Below are 22,492 nucleotides of genomic sequence, written 5' to 3' on the forward strand. Positions count from 1 at the left end.
TTTTTATCTGTAACCTGTCAGCATAGTTCGGAAAATATCTATAACAGTCAAAAATAAAAGGACAATCAACATGAGCAATATGGTGAACAAAGCCCAAGGAGTTGGCTTATCCATACTGACAAAAATTGCAGGTAGTGAATTGCTGGATCAATTCAAGCTACGTAAATTTGTCGAAAAGTCGCTATATCAAAGCTCAAAGGCTGGCTTTAAAACTCTGAGCAAAACCCAGAAATTGCTGAAATCAGGTCAGAAAATTGATAAACAGCGCCTGCCGAATCAAAGCAAGTCCATGTTTGATCTCAGCCTGAATGATGATCAGCGTATGACGGTAGATGCCATGGAACAGTTTGCTACTGATGTGCTTTATCCTTTGGCAAATGATGCGGATTACAATGAAACCTTTCCTGAACAGCTTTGGCAGCACAGCATTGATTTGGGACTAAATTTCTATGCCCTACCTGAAGCACTAGGTGGTGTTGCTGTAGAAAAAAATATCGTTAGTAATGTGCTGATCGCAGAACATCTAGCCAAAGGAGATTTCAGCCTAACTGCAGGCATGCTCTCTACATTTAGCGCAATCAATGCCATCACCCAATGGGGCTCTGAGCAGATCCAGTCCGATTATCTACCTTCTTTTGCTGAAGATGCTGCGATTCGTGCCACTTTTGCCGTACAGGAAAATACACCTGCATTTAATCCATTCCATCTGCAAACCCAAGCCACTGCAAATGGTAGCCAGTATCTGCTTAATGGTGAAAAAACCATGGTCATGTTGGCTGAAACTGCAGATCTTTATTTGGTCAGTGCCATGAACAACGGTCAGCCGGATGTATTTGTGGTACAGCGTGATCCAAGTATTACCATCAAGAAATCCCCTGCCATGGGCCTAAAAGCCACTGAAACCGCGACTTTGTATTTCGAGAATACACCTGCACAGCGCTTGGGTGATGATGATTTTGATTATTCTGCCTTTATTGATTTGGGCAACCTAATGTGGTGTGCCATGGCAGTTGGTACCTGCGAAGCCGTGCGTAAATACTGTATCCAATATGCCAACGATCGTACAGCTTTTGGTGAACCAATTTCACATCGTCAAAGCGTAGCTTTCATGATTGCAGATATGGCAATTGAAACCGATGCTATGCGTATGCTGGTGCTGAATGCGGCTAGCCTGGCCGAAGCAGGACAACCTTTCCATCGCGAAGCCTATTTGGCGCGTCTGCTCTGTGCTGAAAAATCCATGAAAATTGGCACCGATGGCGTACAGATTCTTGGAGGTCATGGCTTTACCCGTGAGCATCCGGTAGAGCGCTGGTATCGTGACCTGCGCGCGACTGCAGTGGTACATAGTGGGCTACATGCCTGATTTCAGAAACGATGGATAAGGAATAACGATAATGAACTTACAGAATCCTAAAAAATTTAAGTTACTGATTGATCAGGCTCATGAAGTTGCACTGAATGTACTGCGTCCAATTTCACGCAAATATGACAAGGCAGAACATGCCTATCCGAAAGAACTGGATATGCTGGCTTCAGTGGTTGATGGCATGAATGCGGGCAGTGAAGGCATGAATGCTGGTGCTGCAGTGAATAAACGTGGCGATACCGACGATTCCAATAAAAATGGCGTAAACATGTCCACTGCTCTCAGTATCGTTGAAATGTGTTATGGCGATACCGGGCTATTACTGTCCATGCCACGTCAAGGCTTAGGTAACTCAGCAATTGCAGCAGTTGCAAATGATGAACAGCTAAAACGTTTTGACGGTATCTGGGCAGCCATGGCAATTACTGAACCGGGCTGTGGTTCCGACTCTGCTGCAATTCGTACCACCGCGACTAAAGATGGTGATGACTATATCCTGAATGGCGAGAAGATCTTTGTCACTTCGGGCGAACGTGCTGATGCTGTCGTGGCTTGGGCAACGCTAGATAAAAGTCTGGGACGTGCAGCAATCAAATCCTTTGTGGTGCTGAAAGGTACCCCAGGCATGAAAATTGAGCGTCTTGAGCACAAACTTGGTATCAAGGCATCGGATACTGCCGCGATCAGCTTTGTGGATTGCCGCGTTCCCGCATCAAACCTGCTGGGAAATGCCGAAATTGATGTCGCCAAAGGCTTTGCCGGGGTTATGGAAACCTTCGACAATACCCGTCCACTGGTTGCTGCCATGGCAATCGGCTGTTCTAAAGCCTCTCTAGAGCGCATTAAGGAAATCTTTAAGGACCAGCTCAATCCAAACTACAGTACGCCTTATCTACAAACTTCCAATATTGCTGCCCAGATTTACCGTATGGAAGCAGAATGGGAAGCAGCACGCCTGTTAATGCTGAAAGCAGCCTGGATGGCAGATAACCACAAACCAAACTCTCGTGAAGCTTCGATAGCCAAAGCTAAAGCTGGACGTATCGCCAATGAAATCACCTTAAAATGTGTCGAACTGGCGTCTTCTGTCGGCTATAACGAAACGGAGCTATTGGAAAAATGGGCACGTGATTCCAAGATTCTGGATATCTTTGAGGGTACCCAGCAGATCCAGCAATTGATCATCGCACGTCGTGAACTTGGTAAATCCTCTAGTGAACTGAAATAAGTTTCAGAATCCTCAAATTGAGAATTTTTTTTGTAGGATATGTAAGCGAAAAAGATGGATTTTTTACGGTTTTCTGACTATAAAATTTCCATCTTTTTTCACTTTATGACTTATGTATTCGATACGCTTAATCCAGCCAAAAGATAATCCTCAGATCGCCAAAATTATCCGTGAAGTTTCTGTTGAATTTGGTCTCGCTGCCGAATCCGGTTTTGCGGTAGGTGATTCAATTTTGGATAATTTGTATGAAGTATATGAGCAACCTAATGCTGCTTATTGGGTCATTGTAGATGAACAAGATCAAGTCTATGGAGGTGGTGGGATTGCACCTTTAAAAGGTGACCCTAGCATTCTGGAAATTCAAAAAATGTATTTCTTACCCGCCATTCGCCAACATGGCTTTGCTAAAAAGATTTTGAATGTAGCTTTTGACTTTGCCCGTCAGCAAAATTTCAAACGAATTTATCTGGAAACCACTAAAAGCCTTTGGCAAGCAGTAAAACTGTATGAAAAATTAGGCTTTAAACATCTAGACCAACCTGAAGGCAACACCGGACATAGTGAAGCTTGTGAAATCTGGATGCTTAAAACACTCGATTAAAATTTATTCAAGACGTTTTGAATCAGAAAAGTCCTAAATTTCTTTAGGGCTTTCTAATTGGAGACGAAATATCCAAAAACTTCATAAAGTCTTCACAATCCCTATGACTCATTTTTGTCTTTGTAAACAATTCATTTAATTTCTTGACCAATTTTATACATCTTCCTAAGATCAATCTAATTTTTAAATTCAGGGATGCTAAAAATTGTTCGGCACGTTTTCTGTCAAAAAATACACTTTATCTGGGGTAATAAATAAAACAATTTTTAAACTGGGGATAGTTAGTTTAAGTACTGTATTGGTCAGTGCCTGCTCATCTTTTGGCGGTAGCTCACTCGAGAAACGTTCTGTCAAACTAGCTCAAGGTATTCAAACAGCCTATGCCGTACCAGCGACCACGGCTCAACGTGTATCACCTTTAATTATTCAAAATGCAGACAAACACAATCTTGATCCATTACTCGTAGCTGCTGTCATTCGCCAAGAATCTACTTATCGCAGTCAAGTCTCTTCTCCAGCCGGTGCTGTAGGCCTCATGCAGGTGGTACCACGTTACTGGCAATCTACCTGTGGTAATGACCTATATAATGACGCAGTAAATATCGGATGCGGTAGCTATATCCTATCTCGCTATCATCAATCTAGTGGTAGTTTGGAAAAAGCACTAGGCTATTACAATGTCGGTCCAAATGCCTATGAAAATAACCGCAAAATGCGTAAACAAGGTAAAAAGTATGCGAAACAGGTTTTAAGCCATAAGAAAAAGTTAAAAAGTTCGCTATGAATTATTAGGTATCCAAAAAAACCAGCCTTGTGCTGGTTTTTTATTGAATAATATAAACGCATGCACAAAAAACACCCCCTGATTTGGTCAGGGGGTGTCTGGAATAATGAGCTGGCGATGACTTACTCTCACATGGGATACCCCACACTACCATCAGCGCGAAGAGGTTTCACTTCTGAGTTCGGGAAGGGATCAGGTGGTTCACTCTTGCTATGGTCGCCAGCACAACTGGTATGATTACTCGCTATGGTCTTATCTACGTTGCTTACGCTTCGTTTGCCTAGCTTTCTTCAAATAGAGTTCATTAACAGATGTATCTGAGTTGCAGTAGTTTGTTCGATTAGCTTAACCAAATCAAGGCTTCGTCTGATCGTTAGATCAATATGAAATCAATTGATGCTTTATATACAACTGCTTGGGTGTTGTATAGTCAAGCCTCACGAGCAATTAGTATTGGTCAGCTTCATGCATCACTGCACTTCCACATCCAACCTATCAACGTCGTAGTCTTCAACGGCTCTTTAGGAGACATAAAGTCTCGGGGAAATCTTATCTTGAGGTAGGCTTCCCGCTTAGATGCTTTCAGCGGTTATCCCTTCCGAACATAGCTACCCGGCGATGCGACTGGCGTCACAACCGGTACACCAGAGGTTCGTCCACTCTGGTCCTCTCGTACTAGGAGCAGATCCTCTCAAATTTCCAGCGCCCACGGTAGATAGGGACCGAACTGTCTCACGACGTTCTAAACCCAGCTCGCGTACCTCTTTAAATGGCGAACAGCCATACCCTTGGGACCTGCTTCAGCCCCAGGATGAGATGAGCCGACATCGAGGTGCCAAACACCGCCGTCGATATGAACTCTTGGGCGGTATCAGCCTGTTATCCCCAGAGTACCTTTTATCCGTTGAGCGATGGCCCTTCCATACAGAACCACCGGATCACTAAGACCTACTTTCGTACCTGCTCGACTTGTGGGTCTCGCAGTTAAGCGCGCTTTTGCCTTTATACTCTACGCGTGATTTCCGACCACGCTGAGCGCACCTTCGTACTCCTCCGTTACTCTTTAGGAGGAGACCGCCCCAGTCAAACTACCCACCAGACACGGTCCTCGTCCCGGATTACGGGACAGAGTTAGAACCTCAATATTACCAGGGTGGTATTTCAAGATTGGCTCCATAGCAACTAGCGTCGCTACTTCAAAGCCTCCCACCTATCCTACACAAGTAAGATCAAAGTTCAGTGTCAAGCTGCAGTAAAGGTTCACGGGGTCTTTCCGTCTAGCCGCGGGTACACCGCATCTTCACGGCGAATTCGATTTCACTGAGCCTCTGCTGGAGACAGCGCCGCCATCATTATGCCATTCGTGCAGGTCGGAACTTACCCGACAAGGAATTTCGCTACCTTAGGACCGTTATAGTTACGGCCGCCGTTTACTGGGGCTTCGATCAAGAGCTTCGCTTACGCTAACCCCATCAATTAACCTTCCAGCACCGGGCAGGCATCACACCCTATACGTCCACTTTCGTGTTTGCAGAGTGCTATGTTTTTAATAAACAGTTGCAGCGGCCTGGTTTCTGAGGCTGTCAACAGCTCAAGGAGCAAGTCCTATCACCATCGACAGCGTACCTTCTCCCGAAGTTACGGTACCATTTTGCCTAGTTCCTTCAGCAGAGTTCTCTCAAGCGCTTTGGTCTACTCGACCTGACCACCTGTGTCGGTTTCGGGTACGATTCCAGTGTAACTGAAGCTTAGAGACTTTTCCTGGAAGTATGGTATCAGCCACTTCACCAGTAAACTGGCTTGCTATCAGATCTCAGCATAGAGCACCCCGGATTTGCCTAAGATGCATGCCTACTTCCTTCCACCTGGACAACCAACGCCAGGCTGACTTAACCTTCTCCGTCCTCTCATCGCATTACACTGAAGTATTGGAATATTAACCAATTTCCCATCGACTACGCCTCTCGGCCTCGCCTTAGGGGTCGACTCACCCAGCCCCGATTAACGTTGGACTGGAACCCTTGGTCTTTCAGCGAACGGGTTTTTCACCCGTTTTGTCGTTACTCACGTCAGCATTCGCACTTCTGATACCTCCAGCATGCTTCTCAACACACCTTCATTGGCTTACAGAACGCTCCCCTACCACTTACGCATAAGCGTAAATCCGCAGCTTCGGTACATAGTTTTAGCCCCGTTACATCTTCCGCGCAGGCCGACTCGACTAGTGAGCTATTACGCTTTCTTTAAAGGGTGGCTGCTTCTAAGCCAACCTCCTAGCTGTCTATGCCTTCCCACATCGTTTCCCACTTAACTATGATTTTGGGACCTTAGCTGGCGGTCTGGATTGTTTTCCTCTTGACTACGGACGTTAGCACCCGCAGTCTGTCTCCCGGATAGTACTCATTGGTATTCGGAGTTTGCATCGGTTTGGTAAGTCGGGATGACCCCCTAGCCGAAACAGTGCTCTACCCCCAATGGTATTCGTCCGAGGCGCTACCTAAATAGCTTTCGGGGAGAACCAGCTATCACCGAGTTTGATTAGCCTTTCACCCCTATCCACAAGTCATCCCCTGGCTTTTCAACGACAGTGGGTTCGGTCCTCCAGTTAGTGTTACCCAACCTTCAACCTGCTCATGGATAGATCACCCGGTTTCGGGTCTACACCCAGCAACTATACGCCCTATTAAGACTCGATTTCTCTACGGCTCCCCTACACGGTTAACCTCGCTACTGAATGTAAGTCGCTGACCCATTATACAAAAGGTACGCAGTCACCACCGAAGTGGCTCCCACTGCTTGTATGCATGCGGTTTCAGGATCTATTTCACTCCCCTCACAGGGGTTCTTTTCGCCTTTCCCTCACGGTACTGGTTCACTATCGGTCAGTCAGGAGTATTTAGCCTTGGAGGATGGTCCCCCCATATTCAGACAAGGTTTCACGTGCCTCGCCCTACTCGACATCATCATATCAGCCCTTTCGTGTACAGGACTATCACCCACTATGGTTGCACTTCCCAGAGCATTCCACTAAAACTGATATGACTTAATGGGCTGTTCCCCGTTCGCTCGCCGCTACTGAGGGAATCTCAATTGATTTCTTTTCCTACGGGTACTGAGATGTTTCACTTCTCCGCGTTCGCCTCATAAACCTATGTATTCAGTTTATGATACCGACCTTATAGCCGGTGGGTTTCCCCATTCAGACATCTCCGGATCACAGGATATTTGCCGCCTCCCCGAAGCTTTTCGCAGGCTATCACGTCTTTCATCGCCTCTGACTGCCAAGGCATCCACCACATGCACTTAATTACTTGACTATACAACCCCAAACAGTCGTTACACCTACAAGTCAGTGTAGCAACAAGATCTACCAGTAAACCGGCTTATCTTACAGTTTGTTGTTCTGTGCACTTAAGCACTGTACAGCTTCAATTAGATTCACGTACCAAAACGCTTGATTCAGTTAATTTCGCTAGTTCTCATTCAATCACTTCAACTTCACAACCAAAGTTGTGTCGTTTCCGCTCTCTTATGAGATTGAACAAATTATTTCAACTCAAATATATTCTGTTAATGATTTAACGTATCTTCGTCAGACTACGTTACTGTGATAAATCACAGAGATTAGTAAGTGGTGCGTAGTATACGCTTCCATTTCACTAATCTCTATAAGCTATCAAACTGTTTGCTTATTACGTATTCGAACGAATACGTGGTGGAGACTAGGAGAGTCGAACTCCTGACCTCCTGCGTGCAAAGCAGGCGCTCTACCAACTAAGCTAAGTCCCCAGCTTATCAATAAGTCAATGTATCGTTCCGTTTCTGTTCGCTCTGCAATTAACGCTTCGTCAGTAGTGGTGGGTCTGACAAGACTTGAACTTGTGACCCCACGCTTATCAAGCGTGTGCTCTAACCAACTGAGCTACAGACCCTCAGATACATCGTCATGAAGAACAACTTGTTGTGGATTCTTACCGATCGTCAATCTTTCGTTAAGGAGGTGATCCAGCCGCAGGTTCCCCTACGGCTACCTTGTTACGACTTCACCCCAGTCATCGGCCACACCGTGGTAAGCGTCCTCCTTACGGTTAGACTACCTACTTCTGGTGCAACAAACTCCCATGGTGTGACGGGCGGTGTGTACAAGGCCCGGGAACGTATTCACCGCGGCATTCTGATCCGCGATTACTAGCGATTCCGACTTCACGCAGTCGAGTTGCAGACTGCGATCCGGACTACGATCGGCTTTTTGAGATTAGCATCTGCTCGCGCAGTAGCAACCCTTTGTACCGACCATTGTAGCACGTGTGTAGCCCTGGCCGTAAGGGCCATGATGACTTGACGTCGTCCCCGCCTTCCTCCAGTTTGTCACTGGCAGTATCCTTAAAGTTCCCATCCGAAATGCTGGCAAGTAAGGAAAAGGGTTGCGCTCGTTGCGGGACTTAACCCAACATCTCACGACACGAGCTGACGACAGCCATGCAGCACCTGTATCTAAGTTCCCGAAGGCACCAATCCATCTCTGGAAAGTTCTTAGTATGTCAAGGCCAGGTAAGGTTCTTCGCGTTGCATCGAATTAAACCACATGCTCCACCGCTTGTGCGGGCCCCCGTCAATTCATTTGAGTTTTAGTCTTGCGACCGTACTCCCCAGGCGGTCTACTTATCGCGTTAGCTGCGCCACTAAAGCCTCAAAGGCCCCAACGGCTAGTAGACATCGTTTACGGCATGGACTACCAGGGTATCTAATCCTGTTTGCTCCCCATGCTTTCGCACCTCAGCGTCAGTATTAGGCCAGATGGCTGCCTTCGCCATCGGTATTCCTCCAGATCTCTACGCATTTCACCGCTACACCTGGAATTCTACCATCCTCTCCCATACTCTAGCTTCCCAGTATCGAATGCAATTCCCAAGTTAAGCTCGGGGATTTCACATCCGACTTAAAAAGCCGCCTACGCGCGCTTTACGCCCAGTAAATCCGATTAACGCTTGCACCCTCTGTATTACCGCGGCTGCTGGCACAGAGTTAGCCGGTGCTTATTCTGCGAGTAACGTCCACTTATCCCAGGTATTAACCAGGTAAGCCTCCTCCTCGCTTAAAGTGCTTTACAACCAAAAGGCCTTCTTCACACACGCGGCATGGCTGGATCAGAGTTGCCTCCATTGTCCAATATTCCCCACTGCTGCCTCCCGTAGGAGTCTGGGCCGTGTCTCAGTCCCAGTGTGGCGGATCATCCTCTCAGACCCGCTACAGATCGTCGCCTTGGTAGGCCTTTACCCCACCAACTAGCTAATCCGACTTAGGCTCATCTATTAGCGCAAGGTCCGAAGATCCCCTGCTTTCCCCCGTAGGGCGTATGCGGTATTAGCGTCCCTTTCGAAACGTTGTCCCCCACTAATAGGCAGATTCCTAAGCATTACTCACCCGTCCGCCGCTAAGAATCGGTAGCAAGCTACCTATCTCCGCTCGACTTGCATGTGTTAAGCCTGCCGCCAGCGTTCAATCTGAGCCATGATCAAACTCTTCAGTTAAAATCATTTTGTACTTTAGTTAAGACAAAGTACTTAATTCTGGCTCATCAATTACTGACAAAAATTCGCTCAAATAAACTTCGAGTAATTTCTACCATTAATCAATGAAAATATATTCAATCGATCAACCGGTAAAAATCCACACAAGTTGTTCTTCATAATCTCTTAATGATCTCACTTAAAACCTCGTCAGTTTTAAGCTCCAACTCAATCATTTAACTGTTTCGTTTCATGCATTGCGTTGGTGTGCTGCGTATTCTATACAGTTTCAGAACGAGTGCAAGGGCTTTTCATAAAAATATATGAAATTATGATTTAGTCGTTCATTTTTTATCCCAGAACCGTATTTTTAGCAGCTTTCTGCCCATAATTCCATCATTTTAGCCTGAAATGTATTTTCAAAATGTAACCACTACAAAATAAAAAAAGACCCAAATAGCTTTGGTCTTTTTCATGTGATTATTAATTTCTTTTTAATCAGCCTGTTCAGCCAGCCAACTCCTAAATTTCTGACGTTCTGCTTTAGATGCTTTTTGCCAAATTTGAATCAATGCCTGATCTGTTGATGTTGCAACTACATTTTGTGCAGTATTCACATTTGCAACCGTAGGTACTACAGCTGCCTGAGTATAAACTGGCGCCGGCTGATTCGCTGGTGTGCGAATTTTAGTGGTTAAATCCACTGCTTTGGATAGAACACTACCACCGAGTAATGGCTTAGCTTCACTATTTGCCCCTACCTGCTGCAACAGCAACTGATTCTTGGCATCATAAAGACCAATTACAGGCTGATCTTTATATTTTTTCGCTGCCTCAAAGTTCTTCGGGGCATCAATTAACGCTAGACGATAGCTTTCACCATCTTTTAAATCAGATGTTTTTACGGTGACTACACCAGATTTTAAGATATCGTGATTGCCATCATTATGCTCAAAGAATTCGGTATAACGTACACTGATGCTATTACTGCCTGGATCTAGCTTATAAGTCTGGTTTTTACGCAGCAACCCACTATTTACTTCCTGATCATTGACCGCAACAATATTAATTTCTTCAGGTGTGCTCAGGGTTACTGCAGAAAAAGCTGAAGTTGCCCCCATAAATGTTGCTGCCGCAATCGCGATACGTAAATTCATTCGATCCATTCTTCCTGATTATTTAAGTTTGTATGTACGATATTCAGTATAGAAGACAATTCTATGACAAATCACTTAGACAAACAGCCAGTACTTCAAGCATATATACAGATATCCTTTTGACATATTCATCTAAATCATATTCTGTTTAACCTAATAAAAAAAGGAGCATCATCATGCTCCTTTCCTACAATTCAATACAGATTAGTCAAATGTTTTGAAACGCTCTGCATCATCCATAAAGGTTTTCTCACCAGCAGGGGCTTCGATTGAACCAAATACCAGCTGTGCGCGCAGCTTCCAGTTTGATGGCACATCAAAGGCAATCGCGACCTCATCATCGATGATCGGATTATAGTGCTGTAAAGATGCACCAATGTTTTGTTCTGCTAGAGCAGTCCAGGTAGCAAACTGCGCAATCGCTGAAGAATGCTCAGACCAGATCGGGAAATTGTCTGCATATGCCGGGAACTGTCGTTGCAGGTCTCGAACAACTTCCTGATCTTCATAGAATAAAGCTGTACCAAACCCTGCCGCAAAACCGCTAATTTTGTTATCTGTTGCTGGAAAAGCATCAGCTGGTACAATTTTTCTTAAAGTTTCACGTACAATTTCCCAAAATTTCTGATGTGACTCACCCAACAGAATCACCACACGTGAAGTTTGTGAGTTAAAAGAAGATGGACTATTTCGTACGGCTTCTTTAATAATCTTTTCGATCTCTGTTTTATCTAGGCTTACATTTTTGCCAATTGCATAAATAGTACGGCGCTGTTTAATCTGATCTAGAAATGCCATCTGAGAACCTCGTGTATATCTTGTATTGTTTAAAATCAATAAGGAAAGATTAAATGCTTTATGCGTTAAAATCAGGCGCATATCAAAAACAGAGTGTTTTATTTATAGAACAATCAGAAAAATATTAACGTTTATCTATTGTATGGGAACCCTGATATGTAAGATCAGGGTTTCCTGCTTTTATATTAATGAAATACCCGGAAACGGTTCTGGAAATCATAATCTGGACGTGGTTCGGCTGGCTGTTCAATTGAACCAAAGCACAACTGCGCACGCAGCAACCAGTTTGGATCCAGCTTAAAATGCTCAGCCACAGTCTGATCTACTGATGGATTATAATGCTGTAATGATGCACCTAGGCCCGCATCTGCCAGTGCCGTCCATACCGCAAACTGCGCCATACCGGAAGTCTGCTCAGACCAAATTGGGAAATCTTCCGCACTCATCGGCATTTTCTTCTGCAGGTCGTGAATCACGTTTTGATCTTCATAAAACAATACCGTGCCATAAGCACTAGCACATTGATCAATCTTGATTTTCACACCTTCAAAGATCTGTGCCGGCACTTCCTGACGTTTTACTTCTTTGGTAATTCCCCAGAATTTATAATGTGAATCACCAAATAAAATCACAATGCGTGAGCTGTTTGAATTAAAGGCCGATGGACAGCTCTTAACTGCAGACTGAATTAACTCCGCAATATAGGCCTGACTAAAATGGACCTTTTTACCCAAGGCATAAATACTACGGCGCTTCTTTAACTGATCAATAAAAGTCAGCTCATCATCCGCTTCGGTTTTACTCTTTTTTGAAAATTTAAAATCTTTGGTCAGGTCGGTCGTCAACACATGCCCAATCTTCTCTAACAACGCCATTTCAACTTTTCCCAATCAACTCGCCGGCTCATAAAAGCATATTTATTGTAAGGGATTAAGTTGAAAGCCTTATGGCATTAGCCTTCACGGCCGCTGCTTTTTACAACAATCACATCATGCAAAAAAGGAAAAACTCCGCACTAGGCGGAGTTTATGTGAAACATCACAAAATTACTTGTTGTCAGTCTCAAACAATGCTGCAACGAATGATTTCGCCGAGAATGGACGTAAGTCGTCAATTTTCTCACCAACACCAATGAAGCGGATTGGCACATGGGTACGGCTGGCAATATTAAACAGTACACCACCTTTGGCAGTACCATCTAGTTTGGTAATGGTAATGCCGGTCAGACCGACTGCTTCATCGAACATTTCCACCTGATTAATCGCGTTTTGACCAGTACCAGCATCAACCACCAGCATCACTTCATGTGGTGCAGTCGCATCAATCTTCTGCATCACACGTTTTACCTTGGTCAATTCCTGCATCAGGTTACTCTTGTTATGCAAACGACCAGCGGTATCGGCGATCAGGACATCAACCCCTTTGGCACGGGCACTTTCAAAAGCATCAAAAATTACAGAAGCCGAATCAGCGCCATGACCTTGTGCCACCACCTGAATATTATTGCGCTCACCCCAGATTTGTAGCTGTTCAGTCGCCGCTGCACGGAAGGTATCACCCGCTGCCAGCATGACTTTCTTGCCTTCGCCTTGCAGTCGTTTCGCTAACTTACCAATGGTGGTGGTTTTCCCTACACCATTCACACCCACGACCAGAATCACATACGGATTTTTGTTTGGATCGATATGTAATGGTTTCACACGTGGTGCTAGTAAAGCTACCAGTTCTTCCTGCAGCGCTTTATACAGCGAGTGTGAATAAATCAGGTCACCACGCGCTGTACGTTCAGTCAGGTTGGCAATAATAGTTTTAGTTGCATCTACACCGATATCGGCAACCAGTAATTGCTCTTCTACTTCTTCGAGTAATTCGTCATCAATTTCCTTGCCACCAATCAGGATGTTGACCATACCATCGGTAAAATTTTTACGGGTTTTGGTCAAACCTTCCTTCATACGGCTAAAGAAACCACCTTTGGCAGCTGGTGCTTCACTTGAGGTTTCTTCCGTCGCGGCAGGTGCAGAAATAGCCGCTGCTTGTTCACGCGGTGTTTCTACAATTGGCACATTAACCGCAGGTAAACTCGGTAATGTGACATCGTCATCTCCGATATCAGCATCAATCAAAAATTTGTTTTGCCCATTAGATTGTTGTTGCATGCCGAATCCTTGAAAAGCATTGCGTTAAAAACAAGGATTCTACCATAAGTTATAAAGTTTTAGCTTTAGATTAAAATTCCATTTCGCTTCGATCTAATCACGATAGCTGCACGTTGCATTGGATATTAGAGCGCTTAAAATAATCCATAAATTTATATTTAAATCTTGGGAATCTACCGTGTCCAAGTCCTTGTGGTTCAGTTTCTCCCTTTCCAGAAAACCTTATCTAGTCTCGGTGAGTGTCGTATTGTTCTGCATCGGGAGTAGTCAGCTTTATGCTCAATCCACACAAAAAAGCACTTCAGAACTGGCACGCAGCACCTTTGAAACCATCTTAAACAATGGCCTGAAAGTGATTATCCGGGAAGATCATCGTGCACCGATGGTCATGACTCAGATCTGGTACAAGGTTGGCAGCGCAGATGAATCTGGAAACATGCTTGGTGTATCGCATGTACTGGAACATATGATGTTTAAAGGTACCCACAAAGTGCCGAATGATGAGTTCACCCGTATCAGCCGGGTTTACGGTGGCAGCGTGAATGCCTCTACTTCGACCAATTACACCAGTTATTACCAGATCTATCCGAAAGCCTATTTCCCGATGGCACTGGAGCTGGAAGCTGATCGAATGAGCAATCTGCTACTACGTCAGCAGGATTTTGAAACGGAAATCAAGGTGGTCATGGAAGAACGCCGCCAACGGACGGATGACAATCCGCGTGCACTGGCATCGGAACGTTTTAAATGGATCAGCTATCCGACCAGCCATTATCGCCAGCCTGTGATTGGGCATATGAAAACCCTAACTAGTCTCCAGCTCAGTGATGTGCAGCGCTGGTACAAAACCTGGTACACCCCGAATAATGCCATTCTGATCATTGTCGGTGATGTGGAATCGGAAAAAGCTTTACTTCAGGTACAAAAATACTTTGGCGATATTCCATCACGAGCAACACCGGCACGGAATGATGTGCTGGAATTTGAACGTATCGGCTATCGGCATATGGAGATTCATAGCAATGTACAGGTACCAAACCTGTATATGGCCTGGAATGTCAAATCACTGAGCTCGGCCAAAAATCCACAGGATGCTTATGCCCTTGCCATTATCCGCAGCCTGCTGGATAGCGGGATTTCTTCACGTTTGCAGGATCGTTTGGTACGGGATCGTAAAATCCTGACTTCCATCAGTGTTTCTTATGATCCTTATAACCGTGGTGACAGCCTGTTTAGTATTTCTGCTTTGCCTGCTCCCGGCATCAGTTTGGAAGAAGCACAACAAGCAATTCAAGCCGAAGTGAATGCACTAAAAACAGAGAAAGCGTCCAAACATGAAGTACAACGCATCATTACCCGCTTTGTTTCCAACCTGATTTACAATCAGGACAATATTGCCAGCCAGGCGAAAACCATGGGGAATCTGGAAGTGAATGACTTGAGCTACCGACTGATGGATGAATTACCTCGTCATTATGAAAATGTCAGTGCCGAAGAGATCCAGCGCGTAGCGACGCATTATTTTGTTCGCGACAACCTGAGCACGCTTTATCTCATGCCGGAAGCAAAAGCCCAATGAAACTGAAATATACAGCGCTACTTTCAACATGCTTTCTGCTGGCATCCTTGTCTATTTCTCAAGTCCAGGCAGAAGATGACCTGGCTCAGGAATCAGATCCTATCGATAATCCAGACCAGTTGCAGTCCCTTCCATTACTGCAAAGCTTAAGAAACATAGATACTGAATATCAATTACAGGCACCTTATGTGCAAGAACTGAATAACCGCTATAAGGTGCGTACACTGTTTGTTGAAAGCAAAGACCTGCCAATGGTAGATATCCAGCTGACCTTTAATGCCGGTTCAGCACGCGATGAAGAAATCCAGAAAGGACTGTTTGGCCTGTCCAGCATGGCTGCCAAACTGATTCGTGAAGGTACAGATAGATATACCGCACAAGAAGTCGCGGATGTGTTTGACCAGACCGGAGCGCATTTCAGTGCGCAGGCCTATCGTGACATGTTTATCGTACGTTTACGCGTATTGTCTGATCCTGACAAGCTAGAGCCAGCTTTAGCCATGATGCTTGAAATCCTGAAACATGCATCATTCCAAAAGCAAAGCATCAGCCTGACGGTAAGCAACACCAATGTTGGTCAGAAACAGTTACAGGAAAATCCGAGTCGCCTGAGAGATATTCGTTTCTATCGTACCGTCTATGGCACTCATCCTTATGCCTATCCGGTGACCGGCACCATTGGCGGCACCCGAAGTGTGACGCCTGAGCATCTGAAAAAATTTCGTGATCAATTTCTTGTTGCACAAAACATGAATATCGCCATTACCGGTAATCTAACCAGCAAAGAAGCACAGAAGCTGTCTGAACGGATTGCAGGTATTCTGAAACAAGGTTCATCAGCACAGAGGCTGCCATATGCTGAATTAAAAAATGATATTGAAGTCGTGCATATTCCTTATAAATCGAGTCAGGCCCATGTGATTTTTGGACATATCGGACCAAGCCGGTCTACTCCAGACAAGCTGGCGCTGGATGTCGCGAATAAAATGTTTGGTGGTAATGGCTTCAATGCCGTACTAATGCAGGAATTACGGATTAAACGGGGTTATACCTACGGTGCTTATAGTTCCATGAGTTTTACCCAGGCACCGGGCGTATTCAGTTTTAGCTATTCTACCCGTCAGGATCAGCTTCTAGACAGCATTCAGGTGGCACATCAAGCCTTGGTCAATTTTGTCAATCAGCCGATTGATCAGAAACGTATGGAAGTCACCAAGGCCGGGATGCTGCGTGCTTTCCCAAACCATTACAATAACAATGCCACCATTAATGCCCAGCTGGGGAGCATTGGCTTTTATGGGGAACCTCAGGATTATCTGCGCACTTATCCGGAAAGGTTAAAGAATATCAGTACTCAGGATGTGGAAAATGCCGTGCGCAAGCACTGGCACCCAGACCGGTTAACAGTCATTGTGGTGAGTCAAAAGCTGGATAAAGAAGCCTTGAAAGCGGCTTTAAAACAGAATCTGCCAACAGTAAATGATTCCCAAAATACAGGAACAGCACCTTAATTTTCAGGTTGATCAGCATCTACAGCTGGTAACTGATGGGCACGCACAGATTCTTGCTGGTAAGCCTGCATCAGTTTCAGATATTGTCCACGATAAATAGGTCGCTGTTCCAATAAAGCCAGTGCCATATCTTGAGTCTGTGGTAGACGCTGTTGTGAGGCAAGCTGCCGAACCTGTTGAGTTTGATCTGTAGTGACAGGGCCATAAAGCGCAATACTGGCCAGGATAAGAATCAGTAAAACAATAAAAATAAAAACGCTGTTATAAATCTGTTCTAGCGTTAAATTGGACAAAAATGTCCGGATTTTTTCTACGTCAATAGCCATACACTACCTCTAGTTCAAAGTAGTGTATGGCTGTAATTACATAAGTTCAAGAGAATGACCGCAAATTCACCCTATTTACAGACCATTAGCAGACTGATATCCCTGCAGATTTTTATTTAAACAGGCCTACAAATACGGTTCCACCCAGCATTCCAGCAATAATCAGTAAAGTCAGGAAAATCGCAAACTTGCTAACTGCGGATTCAGCACTGGCCGGATGCAGACGGTCTGGATCGGCCAAACGGACCAGTTCAGCATTATATAGTTTATAAAACTGTTCACGCTGATTCTCATCCAGCTGACGAGTAAAGTCATAGACTGCCTTACGCTGTGCCAGGCTATAATTCCCCAAATGAATTTCTTTATGGAAAATGGCTGCATCGAGTTTTTTGCGGTGCAACTGAGCTAAAGCCATGACTTGACCGGCGGTCGGCGGAAAATCAAAATCTATTCCATCTAATGTACGTGACATGTTATTCTCCTTTATTGTTAGCTTAATAATGAATTTATATAGTAATAAAAATTAGAATTGCACATAGTTTAATCATATAAACTGTACACAATGTGTATAAATCAGATGGAATGCTTGACTATTCCAGCATTTTGTAATATTAGTTTAACATTACTCAGTTATATTTGTAGTTAGACTAATAAGTCTATCCTGTAATCATAATTAAAATTAAGGAGTTTATATATGATTCAACAATTCTCTCAACATGACTTGGAACATCTGTACGCTGAAGCGGTGAATACCATTCAGTCTCAAATGAACTTTTCTGACGCAGTTAAACAGTTAGAAGATGCTGCGCGTGCTGGTCACGGCAAAGCGGCGCTTTTTTTAGCTGAACTTTATTATCAAGGTTTCCGTGTGGAACGTGACTCATTGAAGGCGCAATATTGGCAGAATTTAGCCACCATGCAAGCCTAACAACGTCACTTCGGTGGCGTTTTTTAATCCCTTTTTATCTTATTGATGCATGATTTTGAAATAAATTATAACGATTACTTGCAAAGCTGAAACAATAATTTCATCTAGTTTTCTTACAATGACAGCGTTGTTCCATACGAGCTTAATCTTAAACAAAATGCCAAATATTAAAGAAATTCACCCTTTACCTAACGATCTCGCGGTCAAATTGACAATTTTAAAATCGATGATGTACTGCGGGGTACTTTGGGGACTATTCCACGAAGGCTGGGCTATGATGCGCGATCATGATGAAACCCTGTTCCCCTTCTGGCTCAACTCTTCCCATGCAACCAACTATGCCAGCAAGCACTGGCCAAACTATACACCGCGGAAAATTACCCCGGAAGACTTTGAACAGTCACTCATTCCTATCTTAAGGCGTTTTAATGTCACGCCTGTCTTGGTTCGTGGTAGCGGTAAACAAATCAAGCTCACAATTGGACAGATGCGTCACTTCTTTTTTGCAGAACAAGGGCTGTACTTTGCCTCATAACATGCTATTTATAGAGTCAGGACAACAATCACCTGAAGATCAACCAGCTTAAACTTCAGGATAAATAATAACAGCTAAGGACTTCATAATGACAAATGTAGCTCAAGTACTTAAAGACAAGCCATCGCAAGAAATTTATACCATCCATCCAGAAGCCACTGTGCTAGAAGCGATTACCTTAATGGCTGATAAAGAAATCGGTGCCATTGTAGTCACTGAAGAAGACAAGGTCGTTGGTATTCTGTCTGAACGTGATTACACCCGTAAAATTGTGCTGATGGAACGAACGTCTTTTGATACCACAGTCAGTCAGATCATGACTTCAAATGTGATCACCGTAGATTGTCATACCACGGTCCCGGATTGCTTGAGCTTAATGACCAACAAACATCTACGTCACCTGCCTGTAGTTGAAAATGGCAAACTGGTTGGCCTCGTGTCGATTGGCGACCTGGTCAAAGCTGCCATGAATGATCAGCAACAACTGATTGATCAGCTACAACAGTATATTTCCGGTTAATAATTAGTTGAAAATTCAACTTGTAATGACATATAAATTACAAGGCATTTACAAATAACTTAAAAGAAATAAAAAACCGCTCAGTTGAGCGGTTTTTTAATGAGTATAGAATCAGTTCAGGCCTAACTTTTCAGCCACATAATCAGAGTCCTTGTCACCACGACCAGAAACATTGACTACAATCCTCACGTCTTTAGGTAACCTCCCTGCTTCACGAATCGCCCATGCCACAGCATGTGAACTTTCCAGTGCTGGTACAATCCCTTCGACACGAGACAGGGTCATAAAGGCATCCAGACATTCCTGATCCGTTGCAGTGGTATATTCCACACGACCTAAGTCTTTTAGCAAACTGTGCTGTGGTCCAACACCTGGATAATCCAGACCAGAAGCAATTGAATGTACTGGTAAAGGTTCGCCCTGCTCGTTTTCCAGTACATAACAGGCCATACCATGAATCTGGCTTGGTTTTCCTAAAGTTAAGGTCGCTGAATGTTTATCTGTATCCAGACCATGCCCTGCTGGTTCGACACCGACCAGTTTCACGTCCGGATCATTCAGGAAAGCTGAGAAAGCACCCATCGCATTCGAACCACCGCCAACACAAGCCACCACATAGTCAGGGTTGGCACCAAAACGGTCATTGGACTGAGTCTTGATTTCTTCACCGATAATCGACTGGAAATCGCGCACCATCATCGGGAATGGATGTGGGCCGACTACCGAACCAATTGCATAAATGAAGTTTTTCGGGTCTTTCAGATATTCCTCAAAAGCACTATCTACAGCATCTTTTAAGGTTGCTGTACCGCGAGTCACTGAAATCAGATTGGCACCGAGAATCTTCATTTTCACCACGTTCGGGTGTTCTTTCTCGATATCCACCTGCCCCATGTGAATTTCACAAGGAATACCAACTAAAGCACACGCGGTTGCCAGTGCCACTCCATGCTGACCTGCACCTGTTTCAGCAATGACTTTGGTTTTACCCATGTATTTGGCAAGCAATGCTTCGCCTAAACAGTGATTGATCTTGTGCGCACCGGTATGGTTTAAGTCTTCACGTTTCAGATAGATCTGCGCGCCGCCAAGCTGATCAGACAAGCGTTTCGCATAGAATAATGGGCTTGGACGACCAACATAGTTGGCAAACAGGTCTTTCAGTTCATTCTGAAATTCAGGGGTCTGACGGATTTGCTGGTAAGCAATATTGATATCATCCATCGCCTTTTTCAGGTCAGGCGGAATAAACTGACCGCCATATTGCCCAAAAAAACCCTCTTCATTTGGCAACGCAATGCCATTAATTTGATGATCCATTCACGACCCCTAAAAATCTGGATTTAATTGATCTTGTCACTTTATATTAAGATGTTTTGTTTTAAACAACTAATGATTATAAGTAAAGTAAGCAATAGATAAATGGAATCAACGTGCCAGATACTTGGTCATTTCTTCAATGCCTTTTAAAGTCATTGGATACATGTGATTTTCGAAGATCTGCTGAATCATTCCGATGGTCTGAGTGTAGTGCCAATATTTTTCTTCTTCCGGATTCAGCCAGGCAGTTTTCTCAAAATGCTGACGCAGACGCTGTAACCAGACCTGTCCCGGCTCATCATTCATATATTCCACTGAACCACCCACCGAATGCAGCTCATACGGTGCCATGCTGGCATCACCAACCACGATGACCCGATAGTCGCGGCCATAAGTATTCAACAGATCCCAAGTATTCATGCGGGTACTGGAACGACGGAAATTATCTTTCCAGACATAGTCATACAGACAATTATGGAAATAGAAATATTCCAGAGTCTTGAATTCAGTCTTGGCAGCACTGAATAGCTTTTCACACTGAGCAATGTGTGTATCCATAGAACCACCGACATCAAACAGCATCAGCACTTTGATGCGGTTACGACGTTCTGGCACCATCTGCACATCCAGAATGCCCTGTTTGGCAGTTTCACGAATGGTGCTGTCAATGTCCAGCTCTTCGGCGGCACCCTGACGGGCAAATTTACGCAGACGGCGCAAAGCCAGCTGCATCTGGCGACTGCCCAGAATCTGGTCATCATCCAGATTACGATACTGGCGCTGCTCCCAGACTTTTACCGCAGAACGTTTACGCCCTGGTCCACCAATACGCACACCTTCGGGATGATCTCCATAGGCACCAAAGGGTGAAGTTCCACCAGTACCGATCATGCGGTTGCCACCCTGATGCTTTTTATGCTGTTCGCGCAGGCGTTCTTCCAGCATTTTCATCAGCTCTTCCAGCGAGCCGGCTTTTTTCAGTTCTTCACGCTGTTCCGGAGTTAGGTGCTTTTCCAGCAATTCCAGATTAAACCAGTCTTTTGGCAGTTTGTGTACTTGATTGATCAGTTCATCAATATCAAACGTCTGAATGCCATCAAAGTAGTCTTTCATGGCACGGTCGAACTTATCGAAATAACGTTCATCCTTGACCATCACCGTTTTGGCCAACTGATAGAACTCATCCAGATCGGCAAAAACCAGTCCGGCCGCGACCGCCTGATTCAGATCAATCAGCTCACGAGTCGACACAGGTACGCCATATTTGCGTAGGGTATAAAACAGGCGCACAAACATGCGTGCTTCTCCCTTAACGGCGTGACATGAATGCTAGGCGTTCAAGCAGCTGGACATCCTGCTCGTTTTTGATCAGTGCGCCATACAGCGGTGGAATGGCTTTGGTTTTGTCAACATTGCGCAGTATATCTTCCGGCATGTCATCTGCCATCAACAAGCTGAGCCAGTCGATCAGCTCTGAAGTAGAAGGTGGTTTTTTCAGGCCTGGCACCTGACGTAGCTTAAAGAAGATTTGTAGTGCTTCGTTCACCAAAGTGGTCGAGATATTCTCGAAATGCACATTGATGATTTCACGCATGGTTGCTTCATCCGGGAACTCGATATAATGGAAGAAGCAACGGCGCAGGAAGGCATCCGGCAGCTCTTTCTCATTATTGGAAGTAATAATGACGATTGGACGCTGCTTGGCAGTAATAGTTTCACCTGTTTCATAGACGAAGAACGACATCTTATCGAGTTCATGCAACAGGTCATTCGGGAATTCGATGTCTGCCTTGTCAATTTCATCAATCAGCAATACACAGCGTTCTTCACTGGCAAAGGCTTCCCACAGTTTTCCCGGCTTGATGTAGTTTTTGATGTCATAGACTTTGTCATCACCGAGCTGGCTGTCGCGCAGACGCGAAACTGCATCATATTCGTACAGGCCCTGCTGTGCTTTGGTGGTGGACTTGATATGCCAGGTGATGAGTTTCATCCCCAGACTTTCAGCCACCTGCTCTGCCAGCAAGGTTTTCCCTGTGCCCGGCTCGCCTTTGACCAGTAGCGGCTTTTGTAGGCTGCGTGCAGCCTTAACCGCCAATTTTAAACTGTCAGTCGCAATGTACTGACTGGTAGCCGAAAACTGTTGATGATCCACAGACATGATTTA

18 protein-coding genes, 2 tRNA genes and 3 rRNA genes are annotated in these 22,492 nt (G+C 44.7%); 9 read left to right on the forward strand and 14 right to left on the reverse strand.

The window, feature by feature from the left end; genetic code table 11:
- Window positions 1-70: 70 nt before the first annotated feature.
- The 4 genes from ABEF84_RS08635 to ABEF84_RS08650 all read left to right on the forward strand — a co-directional run bounded on the left by ABEF84_RS08635 (window position 71) and on the right by ABEF84_RS08650 (window position 3,982).
- Window positions 71-1,366 (forward strand): acyl-CoA dehydrogenase family protein, encoded by a 1,296-nt coding sequence (locus ABEF84_RS08635; protein WP_347452729.1) that lies wholly within the window; start codon window positions 71-73, stop codon window positions 1,364-1,366.
- Between the two features lie 31 nt (window positions 1,367-1,397).
- Window positions 1,398-2,597: an acyl-CoA dehydrogenase family protein gene (locus tag ABEF84_RS08640; protein ID WP_034582087.1), complete on the forward strand. Its 1,200-nt coding sequence runs from the start codon at window positions 1,398-1,400 to the stop codon at window positions 2,595-2,597.
- A 112-nt stretch (window positions 2,598-2,709) separates the two neighbouring features.
- Complete coding sequence (locus ABEF84_RS08645; RefSeq protein ID WP_034582089.1) at window positions 2,710-3,198, forward strand: GNAT family N-acetyltransferase; 489 nt, start codon at window positions 2,710-2,712, stop codon at window positions 3,196-3,198.
- A gap of 250 nt (window positions 3,199-3,448) precedes the next feature.
- Window positions 3,449-3,982, forward strand: a complete 534-nt coding sequence (locus ABEF84_RS08650) for a lytic transglycosylase domain-containing protein (RefSeq protein ID WP_227504110.1) — start codon at window positions 3,449-3,451, stop codon at window positions 3,980-3,982.
- Window positions 3,983-4,091: 109 nt separating this feature from the next.
- Here the strand turns inward: ABEF84_RS08650 and rrf are convergent.
- The 9 genes from rrf to ftsY form a co-directional block, all read right to left on the reverse strand.
- Window positions 4,092-4,206: ribosomal RNA gene (rrf, locus tag ABEF84_RS08655) — 5S ribosomal RNA — on the reverse strand.
- Between the two features lie 202 nt (window positions 4,207-4,408).
- Window positions 4,409-7,299: ribosomal RNA gene (locus tag ABEF84_RS08660) — 23S ribosomal RNA — on the reverse strand.
- 396 nt (window positions 7,300-7,695) lie between these two features.
- Window positions 7,696-7,771, reverse strand: a tRNA-Ala gene (locus tag ABEF84_RS08665).
- A gap of 66 nt (window positions 7,772-7,837) precedes the next feature.
- A tRNA-Ile gene (locus ABEF84_RS08670) sits at window positions 7,838-7,914 on the reverse strand.
- A 61-nt stretch (window positions 7,915-7,975) separates the two neighbouring features.
- Window positions 7,976-9,513: ribosomal RNA gene (locus ABEF84_RS08675) — 16S ribosomal RNA — on the reverse strand.
- Together the 16S, 23S and 5S rRNA genes with 2 tRNA genes alongside form the textbook arrangement of a ribosomal RNA operon.
- 473 nt (window positions 9,514-9,986) lie before the next feature.
- Window positions 9,987-10,649: a DUF2057 domain-containing protein gene (locus ABEF84_RS08680; RefSeq protein WP_347452730.1), complete on the reverse strand. Its 663-nt coding sequence runs from the start codon at window positions 10,647-10,649 to the stop codon at window positions 9,987-9,989.
- 204 nt (window positions 10,650-10,853) lie between these two features.
- Window positions 10,854-11,447 carry a nitroreductase family protein gene (locus tag ABEF84_RS08685; RefSeq protein WP_034582097.1) on the reverse strand — a complete coding sequence of 198 codons (594 nt, stop codon included), beginning with the start codon at window positions 11,445-11,447 and terminating at the stop codon, window positions 10,854-10,856.
- A 185-nt stretch (window positions 11,448-11,632) separates the two neighbouring features.
- Entirely contained in the window at window positions 11,633-12,322 is a 690-nt protein-coding gene (locus tag ABEF84_RS08690; RefSeq protein WP_347454161.1) for a nitroreductase family protein, read from the reverse strand.
- Window positions 12,323-12,493: 171 nt separating this feature from the next.
- Window positions 12,494-13,606, reverse strand: a complete 1,113-nt coding sequence (ftsY, locus tag ABEF84_RS08695) for a signal recognition particle-docking protein FtsY (protein ID WP_034582099.1) — start codon at window positions 13,604-13,606, stop codon at window positions 12,494-12,496.
- 247 nt (window positions 13,607-13,853) lie between these two features.
- Between ftsY and ABEF84_RS08700 the strand changes: the two genes are divergently transcribed.
- Both ABEF84_RS08700 and ABEF84_RS08705 read left to right on the forward strand, forming a co-directional pair.
- Window positions 13,854-15,185 (forward strand): pitrilysin family protein, encoded by a 1,332-nt coding sequence (locus ABEF84_RS08700; RefSeq protein WP_347454162.1) that lies wholly within the window; start codon window positions 13,854-13,856, stop codon window positions 15,183-15,185.
- A complete protein-coding gene (locus ABEF84_RS08705) occupies window positions 15,182-16,696 on the forward strand; it encodes a pitrilysin family protein (RefSeq protein ID WP_034582101.1) in 1,515 nt (504 codons plus the stop codon). The genes ABEF84_RS08700 and ABEF84_RS08705 overlap by 4 nt, the downstream gene beginning before the upstream one ends.
- Here the strand turns inward: ABEF84_RS08705 and ABEF84_RS08710 are convergent.
- Entirely contained in the window at window positions 16,693-17,022 is a 330-nt protein-coding gene (locus ABEF84_RS08710) for a hypothetical protein (protein ID WP_034582103.1), read from the reverse strand. The two genes, ABEF84_RS08705 and ABEF84_RS08710, sit on opposite strands and share 4 nt — an antisense overlap.
- A 112-nt stretch (window positions 17,023-17,134) precedes the next feature.
- Window positions 17,135-17,494 carry a hypothetical protein gene (locus tag ABEF84_RS08715; protein WP_034582104.1) on the reverse strand — a complete coding sequence of 120 codons (360 nt, stop codon included), beginning with the start codon at window positions 17,492-17,494 and terminating at the stop codon, window positions 17,135-17,137.
- 222 nt (window positions 17,495-17,716) lie between these two features.
- On the opposite strand from ABEF84_RS08715, the gene ABEF84_RS08720 reads away from it, so the two are divergent.
- From ABEF84_RS08720 to ABEF84_RS08730, 3 genes are all read left to right on the forward strand, one after another.
- Complete coding sequence (locus ABEF84_RS08720; protein ID WP_034582105.1) at window positions 17,717-17,950, forward strand: hypothetical protein; 234 nt, start codon at window positions 17,717-17,719, stop codon at window positions 17,948-17,950.
- A gap of 157 nt (window positions 17,951-18,107) precedes the next feature.
- Window positions 18,108-18,485 (forward strand): DUF2750 domain-containing protein, encoded by a 378-nt coding sequence (locus ABEF84_RS08725; protein WP_034582175.1) that lies wholly within the window; start codon window positions 18,108-18,110, stop codon window positions 18,483-18,485.
- An 88-nt stretch (window positions 18,486-18,573) separates the two neighbouring features.
- Window positions 18,574-19,005 (forward strand): CBS domain-containing protein, encoded by a 432-nt coding sequence (locus ABEF84_RS08730; RefSeq protein ID WP_034582107.1) that lies wholly within the window; start codon window positions 18,574-18,576, stop codon window positions 19,003-19,005.
- Between the two features lie 111 nt (window positions 19,006-19,116).
- Here the strand turns inward: ABEF84_RS08730 and trpB are convergent, their stop codons facing one another.
- The 3 genes from trpB to ABEF84_RS08745 all read right to left on the reverse strand — a co-directional run bounded on the left by trpB (window position 19,117) and on the right by ABEF84_RS08745 (window position 22,486).
- On the reverse strand, window positions 19,117-20,325 hold the full coding sequence (trpB, locus tag ABEF84_RS08735; RefSeq protein ID WP_034582109.1) for a tryptophan synthase subunit beta: 1,209 nt from the start codon (window positions 20,323-20,325) through the stop codon (window positions 19,117-19,119).
- A gap of 108 nt (window positions 20,326-20,433) precedes the next feature.
- Window positions 20,434-21,621 carry a VWA domain-containing protein gene (locus ABEF84_RS08740; RefSeq protein ID WP_034582112.1) on the reverse strand — a complete coding sequence of 396 codons (1,188 nt, stop codon included), beginning with the start codon at window positions 21,619-21,621 and terminating at the stop codon, window positions 20,434-20,436.
- A gap of 13 nt (window positions 21,622-21,634) precedes the next feature.
- The gene (locus ABEF84_RS08745) at window positions 21,635-22,486 is read right to left on the reverse strand and encodes a MoxR family ATPase (RefSeq protein ID WP_347473654.1); all 852 of its coding nucleotides are present in this window, start codon (window positions 22,484-22,486) and stop codon (window positions 21,635-21,637) included.
- Window positions 22,487-22,492: the final 6 nt, after the last annotated feature.

It is taken from the genome of Acinetobacter sp. ANC 7912, from assembly GCF_039862785.1.
In the GTDB taxonomy this organism is placed as follows: domain Bacteria; phylum Pseudomonadota; class Gammaproteobacteria; order Pseudomonadales; family Moraxellaceae; genus Acinetobacter; species Acinetobacter thermotolerans.

What these genes read in the sequence shown, in the direction of transcription:
- ABEF84_RS08635 (WP_347452729.1), top strand. Translation starts at nt 71, where the DNA reads ATGAGCAATATGGTGAACAAAGCCCAAGGAGTTGGCTTATCCATACTG.
- ABEF84_RS08640 (WP_034582087.1), top strand. Translation starts at nt 1,398, where the DNA reads ATGAACTTACAGAATCCTAAAAAATTTAAGTTACTGATTGATCAGGCT.
- ABEF84_RS08645 (WP_034582089.1), top strand. Translation starts at nt 2,710, where the DNA reads ATGTATTCGATACGCTTAATCCAGCCAAAAGATAATCCTCAGATCGCC.
- ABEF84_RS08680 (WP_347452730.1), bottom strand. Translation starts at nt 10,649, where the DNA reads ATGAATTTACGTATCGCGATTGCGGCAGCAACATTTATGGGGGCAACT.
- ABEF84_RS08685 (WP_034582097.1), bottom strand. Translation starts at nt 11,447, where the DNA reads ATGGCATTTCTAGATCAGATTAAACAGCGCCGTACTATTTATGCAATT.
- ABEF84_RS08690 (WP_347454161.1), bottom strand. Translation starts at nt 12,322, where the DNA reads ATGGCGTTGTTAGAGAAGATTGGGCATGTGTTGACGACCGACCTGACC.
- ftsY (WP_034582099.1), bottom strand. Translation starts at nt 13,606, where the DNA reads ATGCAACAACAATCTAATGGGCAAAACAAATTTTTGATTGATGCTGAT.
- ABEF84_RS08705 (WP_034582101.1), top strand. Translation starts at nt 15,182, where the DNA reads ATGAAACTGAAATATACAGCGCTACTTTCAACATGCTTTCTGCTGGCA.
- ABEF84_RS08710 (WP_034582103.1), bottom strand. Translation starts at nt 17,022, where the DNA reads ATGGCTATTGACGTAGAAAAAATCCGGACATTTTTGTCCAATTTAACG.
- ABEF84_RS08715 (WP_034582104.1), bottom strand. Translation starts at nt 17,494, where the DNA reads ATGTCACGTACATTAGATGGAATAGATTTTGATTTTCCGCCGACCGCC.
- ABEF84_RS08720 (WP_034582105.1), top strand. Translation starts at nt 17,717, where the DNA reads ATGATTCAACAATTCTCTCAACATGACTTGGAACATCTGTACGCTGAA.
- ABEF84_RS08725 (WP_034582175.1), top strand. Translation starts at nt 18,108, where the DNA reads ATGCCAAATATTAAAGAAATTCACCCTTTACCTAACGATCTCGCGGTC.
- ABEF84_RS08730 (WP_034582107.1), top strand. Translation starts at nt 18,574, where the DNA reads ATGACAAATGTAGCTCAAGTACTTAAAGACAAGCCATCGCAAGAAATT.
- trpB (WP_034582109.1), bottom strand. Translation starts at nt 20,325, where the DNA reads ATGGATCATCAAATTAATGGCATTGCGTTGCCAAATGAAGAGGGTTTT.
- ABEF84_RS08740 (WP_034582112.1), bottom strand. Translation starts at nt 21,621, where the DNA reads ATGTTTGTGCGCCTGTTTTATACCCTACGCAAATATGGCGTACCTGTG.
- ABEF84_RS08745 (WP_347473654.1), bottom strand. Translation starts at nt 22,486, where the DNA reads ATGTCTGTGGATCATCAACAGTTTTCGGCTACCAGTCAGTACATTGCG.